The 23,045-nt window shown below is 64.8% G+C and carries 21 protein-coding genes and 1 pseudogene; 14 read left to right on the forward strand and 8 right to left on the reverse strand.

The window, feature by feature from the left end:
- Together AC5ZFO_RS38245 and AC5ZFO_RS38250 are read left to right on the forward strand one after the other, a co-directional pair.
- A partial coding sequence (locus AC5ZFO_RS38245; protein ID WP_496123472.1) for a UDP binding domain-containing protein occupies positions 1-261 on the forward strand: 261 nt, incomplete at its 5' end.
- Positions 262-385: 124 nt separating this feature from the next.
- Positions 386-1,270, forward strand: a complete 885-nt coding sequence (locus AC5ZFO_RS38250) for an aldose 1-epimerase family protein (RefSeq protein ID WP_282524461.1) — start codon at positions 386-388, stop codon at positions 1,268-1,270.
- 26 nt (positions 1,271-1,296) lie between these two features.
- Here AC5ZFO_RS38250 and AC5ZFO_RS38255 read toward each other — a convergent pair whose 3' ends face one another.
- Together AC5ZFO_RS38255 and AC5ZFO_RS38260 are read right to left on the reverse strand one after the other, a co-directional pair.
- Positions 1,297-2,145, reverse strand: coding sequence for an MBL fold metallo-hydrolase (locus AC5ZFO_RS38255; RefSeq protein ID WP_063979729.1), 849 nt, complete (start codon positions 2,143-2,145; stop codon positions 1,297-1,299).
- Positions 2,146-2,256: 111 nt separating this feature from the next.
- Positions 2,257-3,414, reverse strand: a complete 1,158-nt coding sequence (locus AC5ZFO_RS38260) for an acyltransferase family protein (protein WP_282524460.1) — start codon at positions 3,412-3,414, stop codon at positions 2,257-2,259.
- Positions 3,415-3,711: 297 nt separating this feature from the next.
- On the opposite strand from AC5ZFO_RS38260, the gene AC5ZFO_RS38265 reads away from it, so the two are divergent.
- On the forward strand, positions 3,712-4,527 hold the full coding sequence (locus tag AC5ZFO_RS38265; RefSeq protein ID WP_282524459.1) for a response regulator: 816 nt from the start codon (positions 3,712-3,714) through the stop codon (positions 4,525-4,527).
- On the opposite strand, the pseudogene AC5ZFO_RS38270 reads toward AC5ZFO_RS38265, so the two are convergent.
- Positions 4,511-5,629, reverse strand: a pseudogene (locus AC5ZFO_RS38270) (alpha/beta hydrolase family protein). The gene AC5ZFO_RS38265 and the pseudogene AC5ZFO_RS38270 overlap by 17 nt on opposite strands.
- 146 nt (positions 5,630-5,775) lie before the next feature.
- Here AC5ZFO_RS38270 and pgm point away from each other — a divergent pair.
- From pgm to AC5ZFO_RS38295, 5 genes are all read left to right on the forward strand, one after another.
- Positions 5,776-7,422: a phosphoglucomutase (alpha-D-glucose-1,6-bisphosphate-dependent) gene (gene pgm / locus AC5ZFO_RS38275; RefSeq protein ID WP_496123473.1), complete on the forward strand. Its 1,647-nt coding sequence runs from the start codon at positions 5,776-5,778 to the stop codon at positions 7,420-7,422.
- Between the two features lie 289 nt (positions 7,423-7,711).
- Positions 7,712-8,761 (forward strand): aromatic ring-hydroxylating dioxygenase subunit alpha, encoded by a 1,050-nt coding sequence (locus AC5ZFO_RS38280; protein ID WP_282524456.1) that lies wholly within the window; start codon positions 7,712-7,714, stop codon positions 8,759-8,761.
- 5 nt (positions 8,762-8,766) lie between these two features.
- Complete coding sequence (locus tag AC5ZFO_RS38285; RefSeq protein ID WP_282524455.1) at positions 8,767-9,528, forward strand: GntR family transcriptional regulator; 762 nt, start codon at positions 8,767-8,769, stop codon at positions 9,526-9,528.
- Between the two features lie 10 nt (positions 9,529-9,538).
- Positions 9,539-10,519 carry a PDR/VanB family oxidoreductase gene (locus AC5ZFO_RS38290; protein WP_282524454.1) on the forward strand — a complete coding sequence of 327 codons (981 nt, stop codon included), beginning with the start codon at positions 9,539-9,541 and terminating at the stop codon, positions 10,517-10,519.
- 78 nt (positions 10,520-10,597) lie between these two features.
- Positions 10,598-11,209: a DoxX family protein gene (locus AC5ZFO_RS38295; RefSeq protein WP_282524453.1), complete on the forward strand. Its 612-nt coding sequence runs from the start codon at positions 10,598-10,600 to the stop codon at positions 11,207-11,209.
- Positions 11,210-11,215: 6 nt separating this feature from the next.
- Here the strand turns inward: AC5ZFO_RS38295 and AC5ZFO_RS38300 are convergent, their stop codons facing one another.
- The 3 genes from AC5ZFO_RS38300 to AC5ZFO_RS38310 form a co-directional block, all read right to left on the reverse strand.
- On the reverse strand, positions 11,216-11,365 hold the full coding sequence (locus AC5ZFO_RS38300) for a hypothetical protein (protein WP_282524452.1): 150 nt from the start codon (positions 11,363-11,365) through the stop codon (positions 11,216-11,218).
- Positions 11,366-11,598: 233 nt separating this feature from the next.
- Positions 11,599-13,560, reverse strand: a complete 1,962-nt coding sequence (locus AC5ZFO_RS38305) for a putative bifunctional diguanylate cyclase/phosphodiesterase (RefSeq protein WP_282524451.1) — start codon at positions 13,558-13,560, stop codon at positions 11,599-11,601.
- A gap of 206 nt (positions 13,561-13,766) precedes the next feature.
- Positions 13,767-14,735, reverse strand: coding sequence for a GlxA family transcriptional regulator (locus AC5ZFO_RS38310; protein ID WP_282524450.1), 969 nt, complete (start codon positions 14,733-14,735; stop codon positions 13,767-13,769).
- Between the two features lie 124 nt (positions 14,736-14,859).
- Between AC5ZFO_RS38310 and AC5ZFO_RS38315 the strand changes: the two genes are divergently transcribed.
- The gene (locus AC5ZFO_RS38315; RefSeq protein WP_282524449.1) at positions 14,860-15,672 is read left to right on the forward strand and encodes an SDR family NAD(P)-dependent oxidoreductase; all 813 of its coding nucleotides are present in this window, start codon (positions 14,860-14,862) and stop codon (positions 15,670-15,672) included.
- Positions 15,673-15,729: 57 nt separating this feature from the next.
- Here the strand turns inward: AC5ZFO_RS38315 and AC5ZFO_RS38320 are convergent, their stop codons facing one another.
- On the reverse strand, positions 15,730-16,095 hold the full coding sequence (locus AC5ZFO_RS38320) for a nuclear transport factor 2 family protein (RefSeq protein ID WP_282524448.1): 366 nt from the start codon (positions 16,093-16,095) through the stop codon (positions 15,730-15,732).
- Positions 16,096-16,195: 100 nt separating this feature from the next.
- Here AC5ZFO_RS38320 and AC5ZFO_RS38325 point away from each other — a divergent pair, with 100 nt between their 5' ends.
- Genes AC5ZFO_RS38325 through hemC form a run of 3 tightly spaced genes read left to right on the forward strand, consistent with a single transcriptional unit; the run spans position 16,196 to position 19,470 of the window.
- Positions 16,196-16,786, forward strand: a complete 591-nt coding sequence (locus AC5ZFO_RS38325) for a TetR/AcrR family transcriptional regulator (protein WP_282524447.1) — start codon at positions 16,196-16,198, stop codon at positions 16,784-16,786.
- A gap of 53 nt (positions 16,787-16,839) precedes the next feature.
- Positions 16,840-18,465: a GMC family oxidoreductase gene (locus AC5ZFO_RS38330; RefSeq protein ID WP_282524446.1), complete on the forward strand. Its 1,626-nt coding sequence runs from the start codon at positions 16,840-16,842 to the stop codon at positions 18,463-18,465.
- 24 nt (positions 18,466-18,489) lie between these two features.
- Complete coding sequence (gene hemC / locus AC5ZFO_RS38335; protein ID WP_282524445.1) at positions 18,490-19,470, forward strand: hydroxymethylbilane synthase; 981 nt, start codon at positions 18,490-18,492, stop codon at positions 19,468-19,470.
- A gap of 118 nt (positions 19,471-19,588) precedes the next feature.
- Here the strand turns inward: hemC and hemE are convergent, their stop codons facing one another.
- Positions 19,589-20,623, reverse strand: coding sequence for a uroporphyrinogen decarboxylase (gene hemE, locus AC5ZFO_RS38340; RefSeq protein ID WP_282524444.1), 1,035 nt, complete (start codon positions 20,621-20,623; stop codon positions 19,589-19,591).
- Between the two features lie 108 nt (positions 20,624-20,731).
- Here hemE and AC5ZFO_RS38345 point away from each other — a divergent pair, with 108 nt between their 5' ends.
- Together AC5ZFO_RS38345 and AC5ZFO_RS38350 are read left to right on the forward strand one after the other, a co-directional pair.
- Positions 20,732-20,947, forward strand: coding sequence for a hypothetical protein (locus tag AC5ZFO_RS38345; protein ID WP_282524443.1), 216 nt, complete (start codon positions 20,732-20,734; stop codon positions 20,945-20,947).
- Between the two features lie 187 nt (positions 20,948-21,134).
- On the forward strand, positions 21,135-23,039 hold the full coding sequence (locus AC5ZFO_RS38350) for a diguanylate cyclase domain-containing protein (protein ID WP_282524442.1): 1,905 nt from the start codon (positions 21,135-21,137) through the stop codon (positions 23,037-23,039).
- Positions 23,040-23,045: the final 6 nt, after the last annotated feature.

Below are 23,045 nucleotides of genomic sequence, written 5' to 3' on the forward strand. Positions count from 1 at the left end.
TTCGATCCCGTCGGCATGGAGCAGGCCAAGGGCGAGCTGCCGAACATCACCTATTGCGAGGACGCCTATTCCTGCGCGCAAGGCGCCGATGCGCTCGTCATCGTCACCGAATGGGTGCAGTTCCGCGCGCTCGATCTCGGCCGGCTGAAGGCGGCCATGACCCAGCCCGTCGTGGTCGATCTCCGCAACATCTACCCGCCCGAAGAGATGCAAGCCGCCGGCTTCACCTACGAGAGCATCGGGCGATCGTCCCAGGCTTAAGCTAGTCGTTTGAAGTTCGGGTTCGCCCGCCTCATCCTGGGGCGGGCGGAATCGTTTTTGATGCGATATGATCCGGTCGCATCAGGTCGCCGCGTTTGGCCTCGTTGCCGCGATGGAGATTGTCATGACCGACGACACGCACACGATCCGCAGTGGCGGGCTCACCGCGACCATCAAGGCACACGGCGCCGAGCTGTGCTCGCTGAAGGACGACGGCGGTGTCGAATTTGTCTGGCAGGCGGGGCCGGCCTGGCCACGCCACGCGCCGCTGCTGTTTCCGATCGTCGGACGTCTCGCCAATGACGAAATGCGGCACCGGGGCAAGACCTACCGGATGACCCAGCACGGTTTTGCGCGCGACAGCCGGTTCGCGTGGGTAGAGCGCGGCGAGAACCGTTGCACGCTAGCGCTCGAAGACAGCGAGACAACGCGCGCACTCTATCCGTTCGCATTTCGCCTGACGGCCACCTATGCGATCGACGACGCCGGTCTCGATCTCTCGCTCACGGTGGTGAACACCGGCAAGGAGACATTGCCGGTGTCGCTCGGCGGCCATCCCGCCTTCAACTGGCCGCTTCAGCCTGGAATGTCGAAAGAGAGCTACGCGCTGACGTTCACGAACGAGGAGCCGTCTCCGGTTCGCCGTGTCGAGGGCGGACTCCTGCTCGCGGCAACGGATCCGAGCCCCGTCCGAGGCACCGTGCTTCCCTTGTCGGAATCCCTGTTCACCAATGACGCCGTCATCCTCGATCCCGTCAACAGCCATGCGGTCCGCTATGCGGCCGGGCAGGGGGCCGGGCCCTGGCTCAAAATGTCGTGGCGCGGCTTTCGCGAACTCGGCGTCTGGTCGAAACCGACAGGTGCGCCGTTCCTCTGCATCGAGCCCTGGCGCGGCTATGCCAGTCCCGTCGGTTTCGATGGCGAGTTCAGCGACAAGCCGGGTCTGATGCACATCGCGGCCGGCGCGAACGAAGACCTGTCGTACCGGATCGAGGTCGGGTCGTCCTGAAGCCGGCCTTCGCGTGCCTGTGGCTCTCAGACCTCGATCCGCGTGAGGTCCTCGCCGAGCACGACGGGACCCGCGTAGTCTCGGCGGACGTCCGCGAGAAGTGCGTTCAGCATGGAATCGTCAGTGCGCGGCCGGTGATGGGTCAGCGCGAGCTTCTTGACGCCGGCCTTGGCGGCGACCTTGCCGACCGTATCGCCGCAGGCGAGCGTGTATTTCGCGAGCCGGCGGAAGTGATCGTTGGTGATCTCAGGCGTCGCGAGAAAGCAGCACTGGACCAGCAGGTCGGCTCCCTGTGCCAGCCGCTCGAGACCGGGGCAGGGGACCGTGTCGCCGGAGATCGCTATGACCTTGCCCTCGGCTTCGAAGCGGAAGCCGAGACACATCCAGCGCGCGAGAAATGCCGGCGACATGTCGAGACCGTCGCCATGTGAGACGAGCTCGGCGCTGATCTTCCAGCGACCGGTGTCGAGGACGGGGCCGGGAATGATGTCCGTCGCGACGACCGGTTTCCAGCCGCCAAAAGTCGGCTCGCCCTGATCCCGCCAGGCGATGTCCTTGTCGTAGACCTGTGTGATCAGCGTGTTGACGAGCCGTTCGGTGTCGGGCGGACCGTATATGCGCAGATCGTCCTTGCGCCCATGCATCCATGAATTCAACATCACATCGTAGAGGTCGCCGATGTGGTCGAAGTGGTGATGGGTGAGAAAGACCGTGTTGATGGCGCCGAGCGGCACGCCGGCTTTGTGGAGCTGCACCATGACGCCGCGGCCCGCGTCGAACAGGATATTCTCCTCGCCGAGCCTGATCAGCGTGGTCGTCGCCATGCGGCGCGGGTCCGGGCGTGGGCCGCCGGTGCCGAGCAGTATGACTTCCATGGCGCCTACTCCAGCGTGAAGCCGGTCGACCTGATCACGCCGCCCCGGCGTGTCTGAAGATCTTTCGTGGCGTATTTTAGATTCGAAGGCGACAGCTAGACAAGTCGCGCGTTAGGGCAGACCGGCCGCAGTGGCAGCGATGGTCGGCCGGATCGGCGAGCGGTCCGATCCCGCGGACGTCAGGCGATGCGCAAGATCCTGCGCGCGCCGCTCGACCAGATGCCAGGTCGCGCGCGCGACGAGATAGCTGAGCGCGGCGGTGACGGCATAGGCGATCAGCAGCGAGACCAGTCCGTCCGCAAGCGGCCAGACCTGGCGCAGGCCGTAGATCACCGCGAAGTGCGACAGGTACATCGAATAGGAGTTGCGACCGAGCGTCTCGATCGGCCGGCAGCGGATCGCGAGGCGGATGCAACCGGCAACCAGCGCGCCGAGCACGAGGTTGATCATCAGGTAGTTGAATTCATGCGAGCCGGTCGCGCGGTCGGCGATGAAGGCGAGCGCGATGAAGACGGCGAAGATCGCGGCGTCCGACTTCGCAAAGCCGTCGCGCAGCGAGAAGAACAGCGCGCATCCCACGAGGAAGACCGGCAACTGGTTCAGGAAGCTGATGTGCAGCGCATTCCAGACAAAGGCCTCGTGGCCGGGCCCGTAATAGGCCGAGAACAGCGCGAACGCCCACGGCTTGAACAGGCAGACATTGACGAGATGCAGCACGATCGCGAGCGCAAGATAGAGATGGCGGCGCGATCCGAAGGCCGTGATCACCAAGGGGAAGACGAGATAGAACGTCATTTCCGCCGCGATCGACCAGTCGCCCGGCACGACGCTGTTGACGCTGTCCGGCCAGAAGCCGTGCAGGAACGTCGCGGTCAGGATCACCTGGAGCGGCCCGATGCCGTGGGGCGCGTTGTAGCTCGGCCCCGTGCCGTTGACGAGCAGGTAGAGCGGGATCGCGAGCCAGAACAGCGGCGCGATTCGCAAGGCACGCCGGATGTAGAATTTGCGCGTCGGGTCGGTTTCGGTGCGCTGCGTCCACATCAGGCACATCGTCATGGCGCTGACGAAGTAGAATACGTTGACGCCGGTCCAGCCGCACATGAAGGCGAAGTCGATGGCGTGGATCCTTGATGGAAAAGACTGTGAGACGTGGATCGCCATCACGCCGACGATGGCCATGCCGCGCAGGACGTCGAGCGTGTGCGAACGACCGAAAGGCGTTGTACCTTGCTCGGGTCGTTCGGCGGCCAACCGGGCCTGCCCCTGCATCACGCCTGCTCCGTGGTTTCGCATCTGCAAGCGGAGACCATAGAGACGCGACCGGCTTTTCCGAAGCAGAAGCCTTTCTTTACGTTAACCAGCGGTTGAGTCCGATGCCGAATTTACGGGATCGGCGGCGTCGAGGGGGCCGGCCGGCGCTTGCACGAGCCACGCCGGCACAATGATGCGCGCGATGAGAATTGTGGGCCAATTCATACTTAATACGCCAATACCATGACCAATATTGTTCGGGCAGCACAACACGCCTAGTATTCCAGCAGGCAATTTCGGGGGCTCGAATAAGTCGTGAATGGTCGTTCACAGGACAGTGCGCTGCGCGACGACTTGAACTTTCAAGCCGCGCCACAAGCACACAGGACATCCAACAACGTGGTTGATTCCGCACGTCAGGAATTGAGGCCTGCCGGCCGCGAGCGGCTGATCGTCGTCGAAGACGATCCCGTGACGCGGACGATGCTGGTCGGCTATTTCAACGAGAACAATTTCGACGTGGTCGGCGCCGGCTCCTGCGCGGAATGCCGCCAGGCGCTGCGCTCGCGCACCGATCTCGTCTTCCTCGACGTGCAGTTGCCTGACGGCGACGGCTTCGAGCTCGCCAAGGAGATCCAGGCGACCAGCAACGCGGGCATCATCTTCGTGACGCGCCGCGACACCGACGTCGATCGCATCCTCGGCCTCGAGATCGCCGGCGACCATTACGTCACCAAGCCGATCAATCTGCGCGACCTGCTCGCGCGCGCGCGCAGCGTGCTGCGGCGGCGCTCGATCGACCGCAAGGCGGCGCGCAACCACAATTCGATCGCCTTCGGCGACTGGATCATCGACCTGACCCGGCGCGAGCTGCTCGGCAGTGACGGCAAGCCGGTGGCGTTGACGCGCGCCGAGTTCGACCTGCTGGCGGCGCTGGTCGGCGCCGACGGCCGGCCGCTCAGCCGCGATTATCTGATCGAGGTCGTCAGCAACCGCCAGGCCGAGGTCGATATCCGCACGGTCGATGCGCTGGTGGCGCGGCTGCGCCGCAAGCTCGTCGGCAGCGGCACGCCCGTGATCGCGACCGTCACCGGCGTCGGCTACAAGCTCGCGCTCAGCGAGCGGCTCTAGTCGTTCCGGCCAGCTGGTCATCGACCGCATACAGCGTGCAAGTCGGTGACCATTTCATGCAGGCGCCAAGCGAATCGCGCCGGGCCTCGTCGGCGGTGGTGCGCCCCGAGCGCCAGCCGTAACCGCCGTTCGGCGACACCGCAAAAGCCTTGTGCGGCATGGTGCTGGCGAGATAGCGCGAGAATTCGGCGCGCGCGGCCTCGTTGAGCTGGCCCGGCGGCGGCAGCGGATCGGGAAGGCTCAGGATGTCATGGCCGAGCCCGCGCTCGCGTAGGAAGGCGTCGAGATAGGGCGTCCATTGCGGCCGGCCCACCACCGAATAGAGATAGTGGCCGTCGTCGCCGTAAGGCGGCGCCGCAATGAATTTCGCGTGACCGCCATTGCCGCGAAATCCGTCATAGAGGCGGCGCGCGAGATCGGGACCGAAGAACGAGTCGTTGGCCGCATAGACCCACAGCATCGGCACGCGCGAGGTCTTGCCGAACGTGGCGAAGGCCTGCGCCAGCCCATCCTCGTTGCAGACGTCGTCGTCATCCCGCGAGCCGCGGCCGCCGGCAAAGCTGATCGCGGCGACGAGACCACTCGGTGCCTGCGCGGTCAGCGCGACGGTGGCGAGCCCGCCGGCGGAATGGCCGGCTGCGATCATGCCCGATGTCGTGACGTCGGCCCTGCGCCCCATCGCGTCGATCGCGGCGCGCAAGTCCGCGACCGCAACCGCCGCCGCCGGCAGATAGGCGGCATTCGCGCAACCGCCGACGCTGTCGACGCGTCCGCCGGGCGAGGTGCCGTAGCCGCGCCGCATCACGATCAGCGCGGCAAAGCCGCGCCGGGCATATTCGAGCGCGATCCCGTAATATTTGTGCGCCGACATGGTCGCGCGGTCGTCGAAACTGCGCGGCGAGCCGTGGCTGAGCAGCGCGAGCGGATAGCGCTTCGTTCCGGCCGGCCGGACCAGAAAGGCCTCCAGCCCCTACGGCCCGGCCTCCGTCATCGGAATGCGCAGGTCTTCCGTGTAGAACTCCGCGGCCATCGCATCGGGCACGATACCAGCCGTCGCAAGCCAGGCCATCAGAACAACCAAGAGCCTGTGAAACAGCGTCATGCCCCGACTCGAAAAAGCCCCGATCTGAAAGACCATAGCATGATCTCAGGAACGGCCAGCCCGCCGCGGGTGTTGTGCCCTTGGCGGGGGCCCGGCCGATGCTATGGTATTCCACAAACTCTGCACGACAGGACGAGGATATTTCAGTGGCTGATGTTGATCCCGCGGCGGGCAAGCTGGTCTCGCCGGACGCGCTCACCAACGTTCCGCGGCTGGTGACGGCCTATTTCGCCGGCAAGCCCGATGTCGGCGATCCCGCGCAGCGGGTGGCGTTCGGAACCTCCGGCCATCGCGGCACGTCGTTCAAGAACAGCTTCAACGAGGGCCACATCCTCGCGACCACGCAGGCGATTTGTGACTACCGAACAGAAAAGGGCCTGACCGGTCCGCTCTTCATCGGCATCGACACCCATGCGCTGGCCGAGCCGGCGCTGGTCAGCGCCGTCGAGGTGTTCGCCGCCAACGGCGTCGACATCATGATCGACAAGGACGGCGGCTACAGCCCGACGCCTGTCATCTCGCACGCGATCCTGACCTACAACAAGGGCCGGACTAGCGGCCTTGCCGACGGCGTCGTCGTCACGCCCTCGCACAATCCCCCCGAGGACGGCGGCTACAAATACAATCCGCCGCATGGCGGCCCGGCCGACACCGACGCGACCTCCGTCATCGAGAAGCGTGCCAACGCCTATCTCGCCGACGGCCTGAAGGGCGTGAAGCGCATCGACTACGCCAAGGCGCGCAAATCCGCGAACGTGCACGCCTACGACTTCATCACGCCCTACGTCGCCGATCTCGGCAATGTCGTCGATCTCGATCTCGTCAAATCCGCCGGCATCAATATCGGCATCGATCCGCTCGGCGGTGCCGCCGTGCATTACTGGCATCCGATCATCGAGCGCTACGGCCTGAAGGCCACCGTCGTGAAGGAGGCGATCGATCCGACCTTCCGCTTCATGACGGTCGACTGGGACGGCAAGATACGCATGGATTGCTCCTCGCCCTACGCGATGGCGAGCCTGATCGCGATGCGCGACCGCTTCGACGTCGCCTTTGCCAACGACACCGATGCCGACCGCCACGGCATCGTGACGCGCACCGGCGGCCTGATGAATCCGAACCATTACCTTGCGACCGCGATCGCCTATTTGTTCGCGAACCGCCCGAACTGGAGCAAGGATGCCGCGATCGGCAAGACCGTGGTGTCGAGCTCGATCATCGACCGTGTCGCGAAAAAACTCGGCCGCAAGCTGGTCGAAACGCCGGTCGGCTTCAAATGGTTCGTCGACGGCCTCCTCACGGGCGGCTTCGGCTTCGGCGGCGAGGAGAGTGCAGGGGCCTCGTTCCTGCGCCGCGACGGCGGGGTGTGGACCACCGACAAGGACGGCATCATCCTCGGCCTGCTTGCAGCCGAGATCATGGCCAAGACCGGCCGCGATCCCAGCCAGCTCTTCAACGACCTCACCGCGGAGCTCGGCGTGCCGCACTATGCGCGCATCGACGTCGCCGCCACCGTGCCCCAGAAGAACATCCTCAAATCCGTCACGCCCGAGCAGCTCGGCCTCAAGGACCTCGCCGGTGATCCCGTCCGCGCCACGCTGAGCAAGGCGCCGGGCAACGGCCAGCCGTTCGGCGGCATCAAGGTCGAAACCGATTTCGGCTGGTTCGCCGCAAGGCCGTCGGGGACCGAGGACGTCTACAAGATCTACGCGGAAAGTTTCCGCAGCACCGAGCGCCTGAAGCGGATCCAGGAAGAAGCCCAGGCGGGCCTGAAGAAGGTGTTCGGGGTGTAGGGGCCGACGCAGCGCCGTCACGGCCTCTCCAAGGAAGGGCTCGCCGCATCAACAGGTGTCATCACCCGCGAAAGCGGGTGATCCAGTACGCCGCAGCCGAAGTTGTGTGAACCCAATATCTGCCGCGGAGTACTGGATTCCCCGCTTTCGCGGGGAATGACGAGTGGTTAAATCTGTATACATAAATTGATTTGGAGGTAATTAGATACGCAATATTCGGCCTTGAACGATTCTATCCCTTTGCTATTGTATACATAACGTATTCATAAAGCCTTTGGGAGAGCGACCCGTGACAAAACCCTTCCCGATGAACGCCTGGTACGCCGCGGCCTGGGACGCGGACGTCAAGCCGGCGCTGTTGCCGCGGACGATCTGCGGCAAGCACGTCGTGATGTACCGCAAGGCCGACGGCTCGGTGGCCGCGCTGGAGGATGCCTGCTGGCACCGGCTGGTGCCGCTGTCCAAGGGCCGGCTGGAAGGCGACACCGTCGTCTGCGGCTATCACGGCCTGAAATACAATTCGCAGGGGCGCTGCACCTTCATGCCCTCGCAGGAGACCATCAATCCGTCGGCCTGCGTCCGCGCCTATCCCGTGGTCGAGCGTCACCGCTACATCTGGCTCTGGATGGGCGACCCCGCGCTCGCCGATCCCGCGCTCGTTCCTGACATGCACTGGAATCACGATCCGGCCTGGGCCGGCGATGGCAAGACCATCCACGTCAATTGCGACTACCGCCTCGTGCTCGACAATCTCATGGACCTCACCCACGAGACCTTCGTCCATGGTTCCTCGATCGGCAACGATGCGGTCGCCGAGGCGCCGTTCGACGTCACCCATGGCGAGAAGACGGTGACGGTGACGCGCTGGATGCGCGGCATCGAGGCGCCGCCGTTCTGGGCCAAACAGCTCGGCAAGCCCGGCCTCGTCGACCGCTGGCAGATCATCCGCTTCGAAGCCCCGTGCACGATCGCGATCGATGTCGGCGTGGCGCCGACAGGCACCGGCGCGCCGGAAGGCGACCGCTCGCAGGGCGTCAACGGTTTCGTGCTCAACACCATCACGCCGGAGACCGAGAAGACCTGCCACTATTTCTGGGCGTTCGTCCGCAACTATCAGATCGGCGAGCAGCGCATCACCACCGAGATCCGCGACGGTGTCTCCGGCATCTTCCACGAGGATGAGCTGATCCTCGAGGCGCAGCAGCGCGCCATGGACGAGAACCCCGATCGCATCTTCTACAACCTCAACATCGACGCCGGTGCGATGTGGACGCGCAAGCTGATCGACAGGATGGTGGCGAAGGAAAACCCGCCGCAGCAGCTCCAGGCCGCGGAGTAGGCCAGGTGAAAGCAGCGCCCGAGCGAGAGGTCGACCGCTCCGTCTCGCAGACCGTGAAGGCGCAGCTCGCGCTGCGCGACCAGATCCTGTCGGGTCGCTTACGGCCCGGCGAGCGCATCTCCGAGCTCCAGGCGGTGGAGACAACCGGCGCCTCGCGCACCCCGGTGCGCATGGCGCTGGTGCGGCTCGAGGAGGAAGGCTTGCTGGAGGCGATTCCCTCCGGCGGCTTCATGGTGAAGGCGTTTTCCGAGCGCGACATCTCCGATTCCATCGAGCTGCGCGGAACGCTGGAAGGGCTCGCCGCGCGCTTCGCCGCCGAGCGCGGCGTTTCCGCGCGTGAGCTCGAACCGCTCAAGGAATGTCTTGGCGCGATCGACGAATTACTCCGCCAGGTGCCGATCTCGGTCGATGCCTTCTCGTCCTATGTCACGCTGAACGCGCGCTTCCACGCGGTGCTCACGGAATTGTCGCGCAGCCCGCCGCTGATCCGGCAGATCGACCGCGCCTCGGCCCTACCGTTCGCCTCGCCCAGCGGTTTCGTGATGGCGCAATCGGCGCTGCCCGAGGCACAGCAGATTCTGATCATCGGGCAGGAGCACCATCGCGTCGTGATCGACGCCATCGAGAATCGCGAAGGCGCCCGCGCCGAAGCCGTGATGCGCGAGCATGCGCGGCTCGCGGTGCGAAACTTGCGGCTTGCGCTGCGCAACCGCACCCATCTCGACCTCTTGCCGGCGCTCGCGCTGATCAAGACCGCAACCGACTAAGGCCGTCACCATGCGCTTCATCGAAACCTGGATTCCCGCAACGCTCGTCGCGACGCGCGATCTTGCGCCGGGCATCCGCGAATTCCTGATCCTGCCGGATCAGTTCGACGGCACAGCCTATCCGGTCGGCAGCCACATCAATATCAGCGTGACCATCGACGGCCTGCCGGAGACGCGATCCTATTCGCTGGTCGGCGAGGCGTCCTCGCGCGGTTTCAAGATCGCGGTGCGCCGCGCCGATGATTCCCGCGGCGGCTCGCGCTATATGTGGCAGCTCACGCCAGGCGCCCGGCTCGACATCACGCGGCCGGCTTCGCTGCTCGCGGTCGACTGGGCCCGCGAAAACTACTGCCTGGTCGCCGGCGGCATCGGTATCACGCCGATCCTCGGCGCCGCGCAGGCGCTGGCGCGCCGTGGGGCCGATGTCACGCTGCATTATGCCGTGCGCTCGCGCGCTGATGCAGCCTATCTCGACGATCTCGCCAAAATGCTCGGTGAGCGCCTGGTCGTTCACGCGAGCGACGAGGGCCGGCGGCTCGACCTCGATGCGCTGTTCGGATCATTGCCGCAAGGTGCGCTGGCGTTGTTCTGCGGCCCGATGCGGATGCTGGATGCCGCGCGCCACGCCTGGATCGGCGCCGGCCATCCGCTTCCCGATCTTCGCTACGAGACCTTCGGCTCCAGCGGCACGCTGCCGACCGAGACGTTTCGCGTGCGCCTGAAGGGAACCGATGTCGAGCTCGAAATCCCGCGCGAGCGCTCGATGCTTGATGTGCTCAATGCCAGCGGGCATGACGTGATGTACGACTGCAAGCGCGGCGAATGCGGCCTGTGCGCCATCGACGTGGTCGAGGTCGACGGCGAGATCGACCATCGCGACGTCTTCTTCAGCGATCACCAGAAGCAAAGCAACCAGAAGATCTGCGCCTGCGTCTCCCGCGCCCGCGGCACCATCACCGTGGACACGCTGCTGCGGGCGGATGCGGTCTGACCGGGGCTGGAAGGCATACTCGGAAAACGCGATCAGCCTGAGCGCATGCGTATCCGCTCTCCTCTCGGGAGTAGACGGGTGCAGGTCGTCCTGGCGAGGCAGCTAAGGGCGGTGACGAAGCGGGCTTCGTTTGCAGCGTCAACGGGCCGGTTAGAGCGCTTCGTGCGGTCCACCAATCATGATAGGTTTGCTCTCGGCAATAAAAATGTTCAGCCGGTCTTGGACAGCAAGGGTGGAGGTTCTGCCATGAAATCCAATTCTGTCTCGCTGGCAGTCGATGAGTTCGCCACAGGGCAAGCTGACGCGCTGATCTTGATCGGCCGAATTCTCCTCGCGTGGGTATTCGTCGGAAGCGCGTATGGAGCAATATCCAACTTCAACGGCTCTGTGGGTTATTTCAGGTCCCTGAACCTTCCAGCGCCTGAGCTGTTCACGATGACGAACATCGTACTGGAAGTATTGATATCCGTTGGTTTGATATTGGGCGTCGGTACGCGCTACTGCGCAATTCTGACGTTTGTGTTCGTATTGGCGGCAACGGCTATTGCGCACCGCTACTGGGAGTATCCCGCGGGTGCGCAGCAGATCGGTCAATACAACCACTTCTTGAAGAATGTCTCGATCATGGGAGGCGCGATGTTGATCTTCGTCACCGGGGCAGGCCGGTTCAGTTTCGATCGGGCATCGTAGCCGACATCACTCCAAGTCGGGCTTGAAAGCTTCCTCTATCACGCGGCGGATGCCCTTTAAGAGCTGCTTCAGGGTCTTGCTCACGAGGGCGAAGAGAAGCATCAGCCATGTCGCAAGCGCGGCACACCACAGCACGACTTCCAATATCTCAGGCATAATGATGCCCCTCAAAAAATAATTACTCTGAAATGCGGCAAGTGTTGCTTAATGGAGCCGACACGGCAAGTCGTCTTGAGAGTGGTGGCGCGCCGAAACACTCGGAAAACGCACTCAGAACAGCGGGTGGCTTTAGGTCAGGGAAGCAGACCAACCCTATGACCGCGAAGACTGGCGCGGGGTGCAGAACCTGCCTGGCCGCGATGACCGCCTCACATTTGCGAGTATATGCCCTACGCCGCGTAGGTCGCCCGCAGCTTCTTCGTGGTCAACAGCGCCAGAACGCCATCGGCCGACACCGGCCGGCTGATCAGATAGCCCTGCGCTTCGTCGCAACCGAACTGGCGCAGAAACTCGAGCTGGTCGGCGGTCTCGACGCCTTCCGCAACCACGCCGATGCGCAGGTCGCGCGCCAGCGAGATCACAGACTTCACGATCGCGGCGCAGTCGGGCTGCACCAGCATGTCGCGGATGAAGGACTGGTCGATCTTGATCCGGCTGAACGGCAGCTTGCGCAGATAGGTCAGCGAGGAGAAGCCGGTGCCGAAATCGTCCAGGGCCACCGTGATGCCGAGCTCGAGCAGCGCGTTCAGGATTGATGCCGCCGAGCCGTATTTCGACAGCAGCATCGATTCCGTGATCTCGACCTCGAGCCGGTGCGGGGCGACCTTCGCGTCCGCGAGCGCCTGCACGATGGTCTGGAGGATACCGGTGCTGTGAAACTGCGCGGCAGAGAAGTTCACGGCGACCCTGATGTCTTCCGGCCAGTCCGAAAGCGTCGCGCAGGCGCGCCGGATCACCCATTCGCCGATCTCGTGGATCAGCCCGGTCTCCTCGGCGATCGGAATGAATTCGCTCGGCGGCACCAGTCCACGCCGGGGATGCTGCCAGCGCAGCAGCGCCTCGAAGCCGGTGATGCGGTTCGCTGCCAGGTCGAGGAACGGCTGGAACACCAGGAACAGCTCGCCCCTGGCGATGGCGCCTTCGAGGTCCGCTTGCAGCGCCTTGCGATCGCGTGACACCCTGTCATCGGCTTCCTCGAAGAAGCAGACCGTGCCGGGACCCGCCTTCTTGGCGCGATACAGCGCGGCGTCGGCATTCTTCATGATGTCGAGTTGCGTGGTGCCGTCGCGCGGCGCCAGCACGATGCCGACGCTGGTCGCGCCGACGATCTGGCGGCCCTCGATCTGGAACGGTTCGTCGAAGGCCGCGACGAAGCGTTCGGCGATCTCGAGCGCATCCTCGGGCCGCGCCAGATTGGCCATCACCAGCGCGAACTCGTCGCCGCCAATTCGTGCGGCGTGCTCGGCGGCGCGCGTGCAACGTTGCAGCCGGCTTGCGACCTGGACCAGGAATTCGTCGCCGGCGGGGTGGCCGAACTTGTCGTTGACCTCCTTGAAGCGGTCGAGATCGAGCAGGAGCACCGCGAACTCCTCGCCGGACAGGGCCATCCGCCTGAGTGCTGCTTCGAGCGTCTCGTTAAAGGCGAAGCGGTTGGGCAACAGCGTGAGGGGATCCTGCCGGACCGTGCGCTCGGCCTCGATCTGGCGGATCACGCGCCGCGCGAACGCGAATGAATTGACGAACACCGCGCGCAGCAGCACGCTGCCGTAAACCACCACCAGGATGGCCATCAGCACATAGGCGGGATCGCCGTCGCGGCCGAGGCAGATGGCGATGCCGACGAAGATCGGGCTGGTGAAGGCGATGGCCGCAATCGGGATCGTGGCGAAGGCCAGCGCGCCGCCGGCCAGCATTCCCGAGCAAAGGCAGGTGATGACGAGCTGGCCGCCGGTCGCGGCATTCGCGAAGAAGGCGACCGGGACGATGCCCCAGGCAACGCCGAGCACGAAGGCGTTGCGCACCAGCCGATGCATCGCGCGGCGCGAAACGAATTGCGGCTTTGTGATCCGGCGCGAGGCGTGGGATTGCAAGCCGAATGCAATCGCGGCGCCGGCCACGATCGCGGCCCAGGCCAACGCAAACTTCCAGTCCGGCGAATGCCAGAGCGCGATGGCGAGCACGGCTGCGTTGCAGGCATTGGCAAGCATGATGCCGACGGAGTAGCCGAGCACCAGTGACATCTGATCGGCGCGGATATGTCCGGCGACGGCTTCATCGGTTGCTGGACCGCCAAAGGCCGACAGATCGCCGGCGAACAGCCGCGCGAAATAGCTGGTCATTTGAGTCCGCATTCGAGGGCCTAGCAGCATGGGCCGTTTGTCCGGCTCGATCAGGAGGATTCGCTGCAAACCTTTGACGAAATATGAATTATCCCCGCTGGCCACGATCGCCGTGGCCACTTCTGCGTGTTCAAGCGAGGGTATCGATAACAAATCGATACAAATGCGGCGCCCCACGTTACGGCTGTAACGGAAGGCCTGTTGCCAGGGCCCGCGTGCTATCCAATTTCGGCAGGCCGCGGATCAGCGATCGCCTCCAGCCGCGCGTGACGCCGCAGCACCTGTGGTGGCTGTCCGAACGCTCTCAGGAAGGCGCGGCGCATGTGGTCGCGGTCACTGAAACCGGTCTGGCGAGCGACGATTTCGATCGAATGACGACTCTGCTCCATCAGGTCGCGCGCGGCCTCGACCCTCAAATTTTCGATCGCCTTGGCGGGCGACTGACCGGTCTCGGCGTGGAATGCCCGGCTGAATTGGCGTGGGCTGAGATGAGCCGCATTGGCGAGCTCGGGGACCGTCAGCGGCTTGTGCAAATTTTCCCGCGCGTAGGCGAGTGCCGTTTGAATGCGATCCGACTTCGGCGACAGTTCGAGCAGCGCGGAAAATTGCGACTGTCCGCCGCCACGGCGATGATAGACGACCAGCTTGCGAGCCACGGATTTCGCGAGTTCCGCTCCAAGGTCGTTCTCGATCAGCGCGAGGCCGAGGTCGATGCCGGCTGTCATCCCTGCCGACGTCCAGATCGCCCCGTCGTTGATGAAGATCCGGTCCTCATCCATCTTCACGTCCGGAAATCGCTTTTGCAGATCCCGCGCATGCATCCAGTGCGTCGTGGCGCGCCGTCCGTTGAGCAGGCCGGCTTCCGCGAGCACGAATGCTCCGGTGCAGACCGCGGCGATGCGGCGGTGCCGCTTGGGCGCGTCTTTCGTGAACGCGACCAGACCCGGTGTCGACGGCACCGAGGTGTCGCCACCGCCGATCACGAGCGTGTCGAACGGCTTGTCGGTAAAGGGCTCGCTGTCGAGCATCAAGCCGGCCGAGGTTCTGACCTTTCCCCCGTGCTCGGAGACGAAGTGGAGGTCGTAAAGCGGCTCGTCCGCCAGCATGTTGGCGACCTCGAAACCCGTGACCACGGCCAGCGCCATCACGGAATAGCCGGGGTACACAACGAACGCGATGTCACGCATGGGGCGGCGATGTCCGAATTGGATGTCCTAAATCGCCGCTTATATGACATTTGAGACGCGAAGATTCAACCGTATCTGTCCTCCCGAGCGCTCGATCCTGAGCGGCTACGGAAGGAAGACATCCATGAGCAGTCCCAAAGGTACCGCCCTGATCACCGGGGCATCGTCCGGCATCGGCGCGGTCTATGCCGATCGCCTCGCCAGGCGCGGCTACGACCTGATCCTGGTCGCGCGCAACCAGCAGCGGCTGAATGCGGTCGCCGACAAGCTTCGCGGCGAGACCGGCCGCCAGATTGCGGTGTTGCCGGCTGATTTGAACGAGAAGGCCGGCCTCGCCAAGGTCGAGGCGGTGCTGCGCGACGACCCCGGCATCACCATGCTCGTCAACAATGCCGGCATCGGCTCCGTCGCGTCGATCCTGCAGGCCAACGTCGACACGATGGAGGCGATGATCGATCTGAACGTCACTGCGCTCACCCGCCTGACCTATGCAGCCGCCCCGGCATTCGTCGCGCGCGGCACAGGCACGATCATCAACATCTCCTCGGTGGTCGGCATCGCGGTCGAGGCGCTCAACGGCGTCTACAGCGCGTCGAAATCGTACGTCCTCAGCTTCGGTCATTCGCTGCAGAAGGATCTGGCAGAGAAGGGCGTGCGCGTGCAGACGGTGCTGCCCGGCGCGACCGCGACCGAGTTCTGGGACATCGCCGGCTATGCGCCGCAGAAGACGTCCGAGATCACCATGTCGGCCGAAGACTGCGTCGATGCGGCGCTGGTCGGCCTCGACGCCGGCGAGCTCGTGACCATTCCCGGCCTGCACGAGGAGGCGTTGTGGACCCGCTGGGAAGCGGACCGTCGGGACATCTCCCCGAAATTCCGGAATGCGAAACCCGCGCCGCGTTATGGCCTTGCATCGCGCAGTGCCAGCGCCCGCTAACGTTTGCGGAGAGTTGGCCCGCAAGCAATTGCGGGCCAGCATCATCAATTACCCGGCTCACCGCCCCAGCTGCTTCGGATCGTAATAGAACCTCTCTTCGATCAACTGATCGCCCCGCCAGGTCTGCCACGCGATCTCATCCAGCGTTCGGATGACGCCTTCCGCGTTGGTGAAGCTGAACGTCCAGCGCGTCGCGACATTGTCACCCTCGATCAGGCTCGGCCCGATGCGGACCGCCTTCACCTCCCTGGAGGCCGCCAGCACGCCGCGCTCCTTGGCGACGAGCTTGTCGCGGCCGATCGTCGGGGCGGCGTTGTTCTCATAGGTCGCGGCATCCGGCGTGTAGTACTGCTCGATCGCTTCGACAAACTCCCCATCTTCCAGCCGCTTGGCAAAGGCTTCGACGACGTCACGGCTCGGCATGGCGCACCTCACGATTAAAACCGACTGATAGTCGGTAAATACCGACCGGTAGTCGAAAAGTCAACTGGCCGCCAGTTCCCGATTGGATTAGACGAGGGACATGGCGAAGCAGGCGGAACGGCGGGCGGCAACGACGGAGGCGATCCTGACGGCGGCGCGCCGCCTGTTCGGGACGCAAGGATTTTCCGCCACCACCATGGACGAGATCGCGGAGGCAGCCCTCATCGCCAAGGGCGCGGTCTATCACCACTTCAAGACCAAGGAGGCGGTGTTCGAAGCCGTGTTCGATCAGGTCTCGCGTGACCTCGTTGCCGAGATCGATGGCGCAGCGCGTGCCGAGAAGGACGTGCTGGCCGCGATGGTCGCCGGCACGCAGCACTATTTTGCCGCGACCGCCAAGGGTCCGACCGGCCAGATCATCTTGCGCGATGGACCCGCCGTGCTCGGCTGGGAGCGGTGGCGCGAAATCGACGCAAAACACTTTGGCGGCAAGATGCCGCGCGCACTCGCGGTGGCCATGGAGGCGGGGCTGATCGCAAAGCAGCCGGTCGAGCCGCTGGCGCGGCTGCTGCTCGGCGCGGTGACGGAGGCTGCGGTCGCCTGCGCCGGGCGCGCGGATATCGCAAGGGCTGGGGCGGAATATGCCCGTGCGTTCAAGTCGCTGGTCGAGGCGCTGCGTCTGCGCGCATGATTGTGCTAAGTCACGACAACGGAAACGCTCACCAACAAAAAGAATCGTAGCGCATGAACGCAAATTCCTCCCTCGCTCCGTCCGATCCAGAATTCGATTACATCATCGTCGGCGCCGGCTCCGCCGGTTGCGTGCTCGCCAACCGGCTCTCCGCGAACGGCAAGCACAGCGTGCTGCTGCTCGAGGCGGGCCCAAAAGATTCCAACATCTGGATCCACGTGCCGCTCGGCTACGGAAAGCTGTTCAAGGAAAAGACTGTCAACTGGATGTATCAGACCGAGCCGGAGCCCGAGCTGAAGGGCCGGCAGGTGTTTCAGCCGCGCGGAAAAACGTTGGGCGGTTCGAGCTCGATCAACGGCCTGCTCTATGTCCGCGGCCAGCACGAGGATTACGATCGCTGGCGTCAGCACGGCAATGCCGGCTGGGGCTATGACGACGTGCTGCCTTATTTCAAGAAGGCCGAGAACCAGACGCGCGGCGCCGATCAATATCACGGCAGCGGGGGACCGCTGCCGGTCTCCAACATGGTCGTGACCGATCCGCTGTCGAAGGCGTTCATGGACGCCGCGGTCGAGACCGGTCTGCCCTACAATCCCGATTTCAACGGCGCCACGCAGGAGGGCGTCGGCCTGTTCCAGACCACGACGCGCAACGGCCGGCGTGCCTCGACGGCGGTGGCCTATCTCGGACCCGCGAAGACGCGCGGCAATCTCAAGGTCGAGACCGAGGCGCTCGGCCAGCGCGTGCTGTTCGAGGGACGCCGCGCGGTCGGCGTCGAATACCGGCAAGGCGCAACCGTGCGCCGCGCCCGCGCGCGCAAGGAGGTCGTGCTGTCGAGCGGTGCCTACAACTCGCCGCAGCTTCTTCAGCTCTCCGGCGTCGGCCCGGCCGATCTCTTGCGCAAGCACGGCATCGATGTCGTGCTGGACGCGCCGGGCGTCGGCCACGATCTCCAGGACCACATGCAGGTCCGCATCGTGATGCGCTGCTCGCAGAAGATCACGCTCAACGACACCGTCAATAATCCGTTCCGCCGCACGCTGGCCGGCGCGCGCTATGCGCTGTTCCGGAAGGGGTGGCTGACGATCGCGGCCGGCACGGCCGGCGCCTTCTTCAAGACGAACCCGCGCCTCGCTTCGCCCGACATCCAGGTGCACTTCCTGCCGTTCTCGACCGACAAGATGGGGGAGAAGCTGCATGATTTTTCCGGCTTCACGGCGTCGGTGTGCCAGCTCCGGCCCGAAAGCCGCGGGACCTTGCGCATCAAAAGTGCGGATCCGACCGTGCCGCCGGAGATCCGCATCAACTACATGTCCTCCGAGACCGATCGCACCACCAACGTCGAAGGCCTGAAGATCCTGCGCAAGATCCTGAACGCGCCGGCGCTGAAGCCGTTCGTTGTCAACGAGTACGATCCCGGGGCGAAGGTATCCACGGACGGAGAGCTGCTCGATTATTGCCGCGACCGCGGCAGCACCATCTACCATCCGACCTCGACCTGTCGTATGGGCAATGACGCGCTCGCGGTGGTGGACCAGCGGCTGAAGGTGAGGGGGATCGAAGGCCTTCGCATCGTCGACGGTTCGATCATGCCGGACCTCGTGTCGGGGAACACCAACGCGCCGATCATCATGATCGCCGAAAAGGCCTCCGACATGATATTGGAGGATGCGCGCTAAATCCGCGCGAGAAGGAGCAGACGGTTGGCTACGCGACTGAAGATCGGCACACGCAAGAGCGCGATGGCGCTGGCGCAGACGGAAGAGATCGCGCGCCGCCTGACCGCCGCCATGCCCGATCTCGAAGTCGAGATCGTCAAGTTCGACACCACGGGCGATCTCGACCAGACCAGCAAGCTGCTGCCGCATGGCGGCAAGGGCGGCGCCTTCGTGGCGCAGATCCGCGCTGCCGTGTTGTCGGGCGAATTGCAGGCGGCGATGCATTCGCTGAAGGACATGCCCGGCAACGAGGACACGCCCGGCCTCGTCATCGGCGCTACGCTATCGCGCGATCCCCCGAGTGACGCACTGGTGCTGCGCGATGGCGTGACGCTGGAAGCGCTGCGGCAGTCGCGCGGCAAGGGTTTCAAGATCGGCACCAACGCCGTGCGCCGCGCCGCCTATGCGCGGAGATTATTCCCCGAGATCGAGGTGATCCACTTCCGCGGCGCCGCCGATACGCGCGTGCGCAAGCTGGACAATGGCGAGATGCAGCGCCTGCCGGATGGCGGCGCGGTGGGACCGGCAGATGCGCTGATCATGGCGCGCTCGGGTCTCGATCGCGTTGGCCTTTCCAGTCGCATGGCCTACGAGTTCACCGCAGCGGAAATGCTGCCTGCCGCAGGGCAGGGCATCGTCGCCGTGGAATGCGCCGCGCAGGACTGGCAGACACGGCAGATCCTGGCATCGATCGACGATCCCTCTGCGCACGCTTCTGCCGATGCCGAGCGCGAGGTGCTGTGGGTGCTCAACGGCCATTGCAATTCGCCGGTGGCGGGTTTTTCGACCATCGCAGGCGATCAGATGTCGCTGACGGCGTCCGTACTCGACCTCTCCGGCAACACCATCATCGAAGCCTCGCGCACCGGCCCCGCCAACCACCCGCGCGAGCTCGGCCGTGCGGTAGGATTGGATCTGCTGACGAAGGGCGCCGCCGAGATCATCGAGCGCAGCCGGCCGTGCTAAATTTTGAGAGCGCAGTACCTGCAGCACCCGTCATTGCGAGCGTAGCGAAGCAATCCAGGCTGTCACCGCGGAGAGATTCTGGATTGCTTCGCTGCGCTCGCAATGACGGCGCGGAGCCTCAGCCCCGCACGCGCTTCAGCATCTGCTCGACATGGGCGATCGGCGTTTCCGGCTGGATGCCGTGGCCGAGATTGAAGATGAAGCGCCCTTGCGCAAAGTTCGCCAGCACGTTGTCCACCGCGCGATCGAGCGCGGCGCCGCCTGTGATCAGCACCAGCGGATCGAGATTGCCCTGCACGGCGACGCGGCTCTGCACACGCTCGCGGATGAAGGCCGACTCGGCGGTCCAGTCGATGCTGACGGCATTCACGCCGGTCGCCTCGACGTAACCGGGCAATTGCGCGCCGGCCCCGCGCGGGAAGCCGATGATCTTCGCATCGGGCACTTTGGCGCGCACGCCCTCCACGATCCGCCGGGTCGGCTCGACCGACCAGCGCGCGAACTCGGCCGGCGGCAGCACGCCGGCCCAGGTGTCGAAGATCTGCAACGCATCGGCACCAGCTGCGAGCTGCGCCAGCAGATATTCGATCGAGTTGTCCACGAGCACGTCGATGATTTGCGCAAACGCCTCCGGATGCCGGTAAGCCATCATCCGCGCCGGCGCCTGGTCGGGCGTGCCCTGGCCGGCGACCATGTAGGTCGCCACCGTCCACGGCGCACCGCAGAAGCCGATCAGTGCGGTCTGGGGATCGAGCGCGCCGCGCACGAGCCTGAGCGCCTCGAACACCGGTTTGAGCTTGCTGAAGTCGCCGTGTGCGGCGAGCGTCGCGACTTTTGCGGGATCATCCAGCGGCTCCAGCCGCGGACCCTCGCCCACCTCGAACCGCACGGAACGGCCGAGCGCATAGGGGATCACCAGGATGTCGGAGAAGATGATCGCCGCATCGAAGCCGAACCTGCGGATCGGTTGAAGCGTCACTTCGGCGGCAAGCTCCGGATTGAAGCAGAGATCGAGGAAGCCGCCGGCCTTGGCGCGCACCTCGCGATATTCCGGCAGATATCGCCCGGCCTGCCGCATCATCCACATGGGCGGGGTAGCCTGGCGCTGGCCGGAGAGCACGTCGATGAAGGGCTTTGTCGCAGACTGGGGCACGGACGGTCCTATCAAGATTGAAGTTCCTGATACACTGCCGAGGGCCTGAGCGGAACAGTGGAACCAGCGCAAATGCGCCGCGTTGACCTCCCAATCGAGGAGGACTCCATGGCTGAGACATTCAATCCCGCGCCGCACGACAAGCACGCCGATGATCTTGGCAAGGCGCTGGCCGCCGATCGCCATACCAAGCTTGAAGCCGGGCTGGAGGACAGTTTCCCTGCGTCCGATCCCGTCAGCGCTGCACAGCCGACACCATCGAAGGCCGATGCGGATGCCGACAATCCTTCGCTCTGGGACAAGGTTAAGTCGATCTTCAGCTAAGGCCGATGTTCGGCGAGCGCAGCGGCGCCGGTTTCCGATAGGGTCGCTAACGCATTTTTAGCGATCCAGCGACGCTCCAGTCCGTAGGAGTACGGGAAAACCCGCATAACGCTGCGAATGTCGGCAAGCGTTTCAGGGTTCAATAACAGAAGCGGTGGAAGTTCCGGCGATCGGAGATTTCTGCCGCATGACCGTCGCCTCACAAAGAGCCGGATGGAGCCGCCTGCCGTTGCGCGCGGCGGCGTTCGTCGTGCTCACTTGCGCGACCATCCTCGGCGTCAGCGGCTGGCGCGAGTGGGCCGCGCGCGATGCCGTGCTCAAGGGCGCCGAGACCGAGATGGCGAATGTTGCGCGCTCGTTGACGCAGCATGCGGAGGACAGCCTCGACCTGCTGGATTCCGGCGTCGTCGGCGTCGTCAGCCGGCTGGAGATGGACGGCGCCGAACCCGCCACGATCGCCAAGCTCAGGAATTTGCTGGAGGCACGCAAGAAGGCGATCGCGCGCATTCACAGCCTTGCCATCATCGACGACCAGGGCAACTGGTTGACCTCGCCGGGCACGATCGGCTCGACGCTCAGCGACGACGCTTTCTTCCGTCATCACCAGCTGTCCCCGAAACGGGAGCCTCATGTCGGCCATCCGGTGCGGAGCCAGCTCGATGGCGAATGGGTCGTCACCCTGTCGCGCCGCTTCAACAAGCAGGACGGCAGCTTCGGCGGCGTCGTGCTTGCGACCATCAGCGCGAACTATCTCGCGCATTTCTACGAGCAGTTCGAGCTCGGCCGCAACAGCTCCGTGGCGCTCGTGCATGGCGACGGCATGATCATCGCGCGCAATCCAAGCAACGACAGGTTCGTCGGCCGCAGCGTCGCCGACACCCCGCTATTCCGCGACGCGAGCCTGCAGCAGCCGGGCGGCGCATACCATTTCAGGTCGCCGCTGGACGGCGCCGAGCGCGTCAGCTTCTTCAAGCGCTCTGGCCGTTATCCGCTCGTCCTGCTTGCCATGGTCGACAAGGCCGAGCTGCTGGCGCCCTGGCGCGCCGCGGCGATCTCCCGCATGCTCTACGTGCTCGCGCTGGTCGTGCTGATCGCGGTCATCGGCGCGGTGCTGGTGCGGCATTTGCAGCGGGGCCAGCGCATGGCCGCGGCCCTGGTCGAGAAAGAGGCGCATTTCCGTCTGCTCGCGGAAGGCTCCAGCGACATGGTGACCCGCATCGGGCTCGACGAGCGGCTGCGCTATGTCTCGCCCTCGTCGGTCCGCGTCGTCGGCTGGCGGCCCAATCAGCTGATCGGAACGCCGGCGCTCGCCGGCATCCATGCGGATGATCGCCCGCAGGTCCAGGCGCTCGTCGATGCCTTGAAGCGTGGCGAAAAGGACGAGGCGCGCGTCACCTATCGCAACGCGCACCGGCAAAACTCGGAAGTCTGGCTCGAATCGACCATGCGGGTGACGCGCAAGGAAAATGGCAACGTCGACGGCGTGGTCGCGATCTCGCGCGACATCACCGAGCAGAAGAAGCTGGAGACCAGGCTCGAGACGCTCGCGATCGAGGACAGCCTCACCGGGCTCGCCAACCGCCGCCGCTTCGACGAACGGTTGAAGGAGGAATGGGCGCGCGCCTATCGCGACCGCTCCAGCCTCGCTTTGCTGATGATCGACGTCGACCACTTCAAGGCCTACAACGACGAATACGGTCACCCTGCGGGCGATGCCTGTCTGCGCGTGGTGGCGAAGGTCATCGCGGCCGAGATGCAGCGCGCCGGAGATCTGGCTGCGCGCTATGGCGGTGAGGAATTCGCCATGCTGCTGCCGAACACCGATGCCGCCGGCTGCGCGCGGATCGGCGAGCGGATCCGCCGGGCGATCCGCGAGGCGGGCCTCGTCCACAGCACCAATCACGCGTCGGGCTGCGTCACCGCTTCGCTCGGCGGCGCGGCCTGCCGGCCCGCGCTGGAACGCACCGCCGGTGTGGGCTCGCTCATCGAGGCTGCCGATCAGGCGCTCTACGCGGCGAAGCAGGGTGGGCGCGACCGCCTGATGATGTCGGTCGAGGTGGCGAGCCTGCTGCCGAAGGCGGCAGGGCTGTAGCTCATC

It is taken from the genome of Bradyrhizobium sp. Unk1 (assembly GCF_059512345.1).

What these genes read in the sequence shown, in the direction of transcription:
- AC5ZFO_RS38250 (WP_282524461.1), top strand. Translation starts at nt 386, where the DNA reads ATGACCGACGACACGCACACGATCCGCAGTGGCGGGCTCACCGCGACC.
- AC5ZFO_RS38255 (WP_063979729.1), bottom strand. Translation starts at nt 2,145, where the DNA reads ATGGAAGTCATACTGCTCGGCACCGGCGGCCCACGCCCGGACCCGCGC.
- AC5ZFO_RS38260 (WP_282524460.1), bottom strand. Translation starts at nt 3,414, where the DNA reads ATGCAGGGGCAGGCCCGGTTGGCCGCCGAACGACCCGAGCAAGGTACA.
- AC5ZFO_RS38290 (WP_282524454.1), top strand. Translation starts at nt 9,539, where the DNA reads ATGCGCTTCATCGAAACCTGGATTCCCGCAACGCTCGTCGCGACGCGC.
- AC5ZFO_RS38300 (WP_282524452.1), bottom strand. Translation starts at nt 11,365, where the DNA reads ATGCCTGAGATATTGGAAGTCGTGCTGTGGTGTGCCGCGCTTGCGACA.
- AC5ZFO_RS38305 (WP_282524451.1), bottom strand. Translation starts at nt 13,560, where the DNA reads ATGCGGACTCAAATGACCAGCTATTTCGCGCGGCTGTTCGCCGGCGAT.
- AC5ZFO_RS38310 (WP_282524450.1), bottom strand. Translation starts at nt 14,735, where the DNA reads ATGCGTGACATCGCGTTCGTTGTGTACCCCGGCTATTCCGTGATGGCG.
- AC5ZFO_RS38315 (WP_282524449.1), top strand. Translation starts at nt 14,860, where the DNA reads ATGAGCAGTCCCAAAGGTACCGCCCTGATCACCGGGGCATCGTCCGGC.
- AC5ZFO_RS38320 (WP_282524448.1), bottom strand. Translation starts at nt 16,095, where the DNA reads ATGCCGAGCCGTGACGTCGTCGAAGCCTTTGCCAAGCGGCTGGAAGAT.
- AC5ZFO_RS38325 (WP_282524447.1), top strand. Translation starts at nt 16,196, where the DNA reads ATGGCGAAGCAGGCGGAACGGCGGGCGGCAACGACGGAGGCGATCCTG.
- AC5ZFO_RS38330 (WP_282524446.1), top strand. Translation starts at nt 16,840, where the DNA reads ATGAACGCAAATTCCTCCCTCGCTCCGTCCGATCCAGAATTCGATTAC.
- AC5ZFO_RS38345 (WP_282524443.1), top strand. Translation starts at nt 20,732, where the DNA reads ATGGCTGAGACATTCAATCCCGCGCCGCACGACAAGCACGCCGATGAT.
- AC5ZFO_RS38350 (WP_282524442.1), top strand. Translation starts at nt 21,135, where the DNA reads ATGACCGTCGCCTCACAAAGAGCCGGATGGAGCCGCCTGCCGTTGCGC.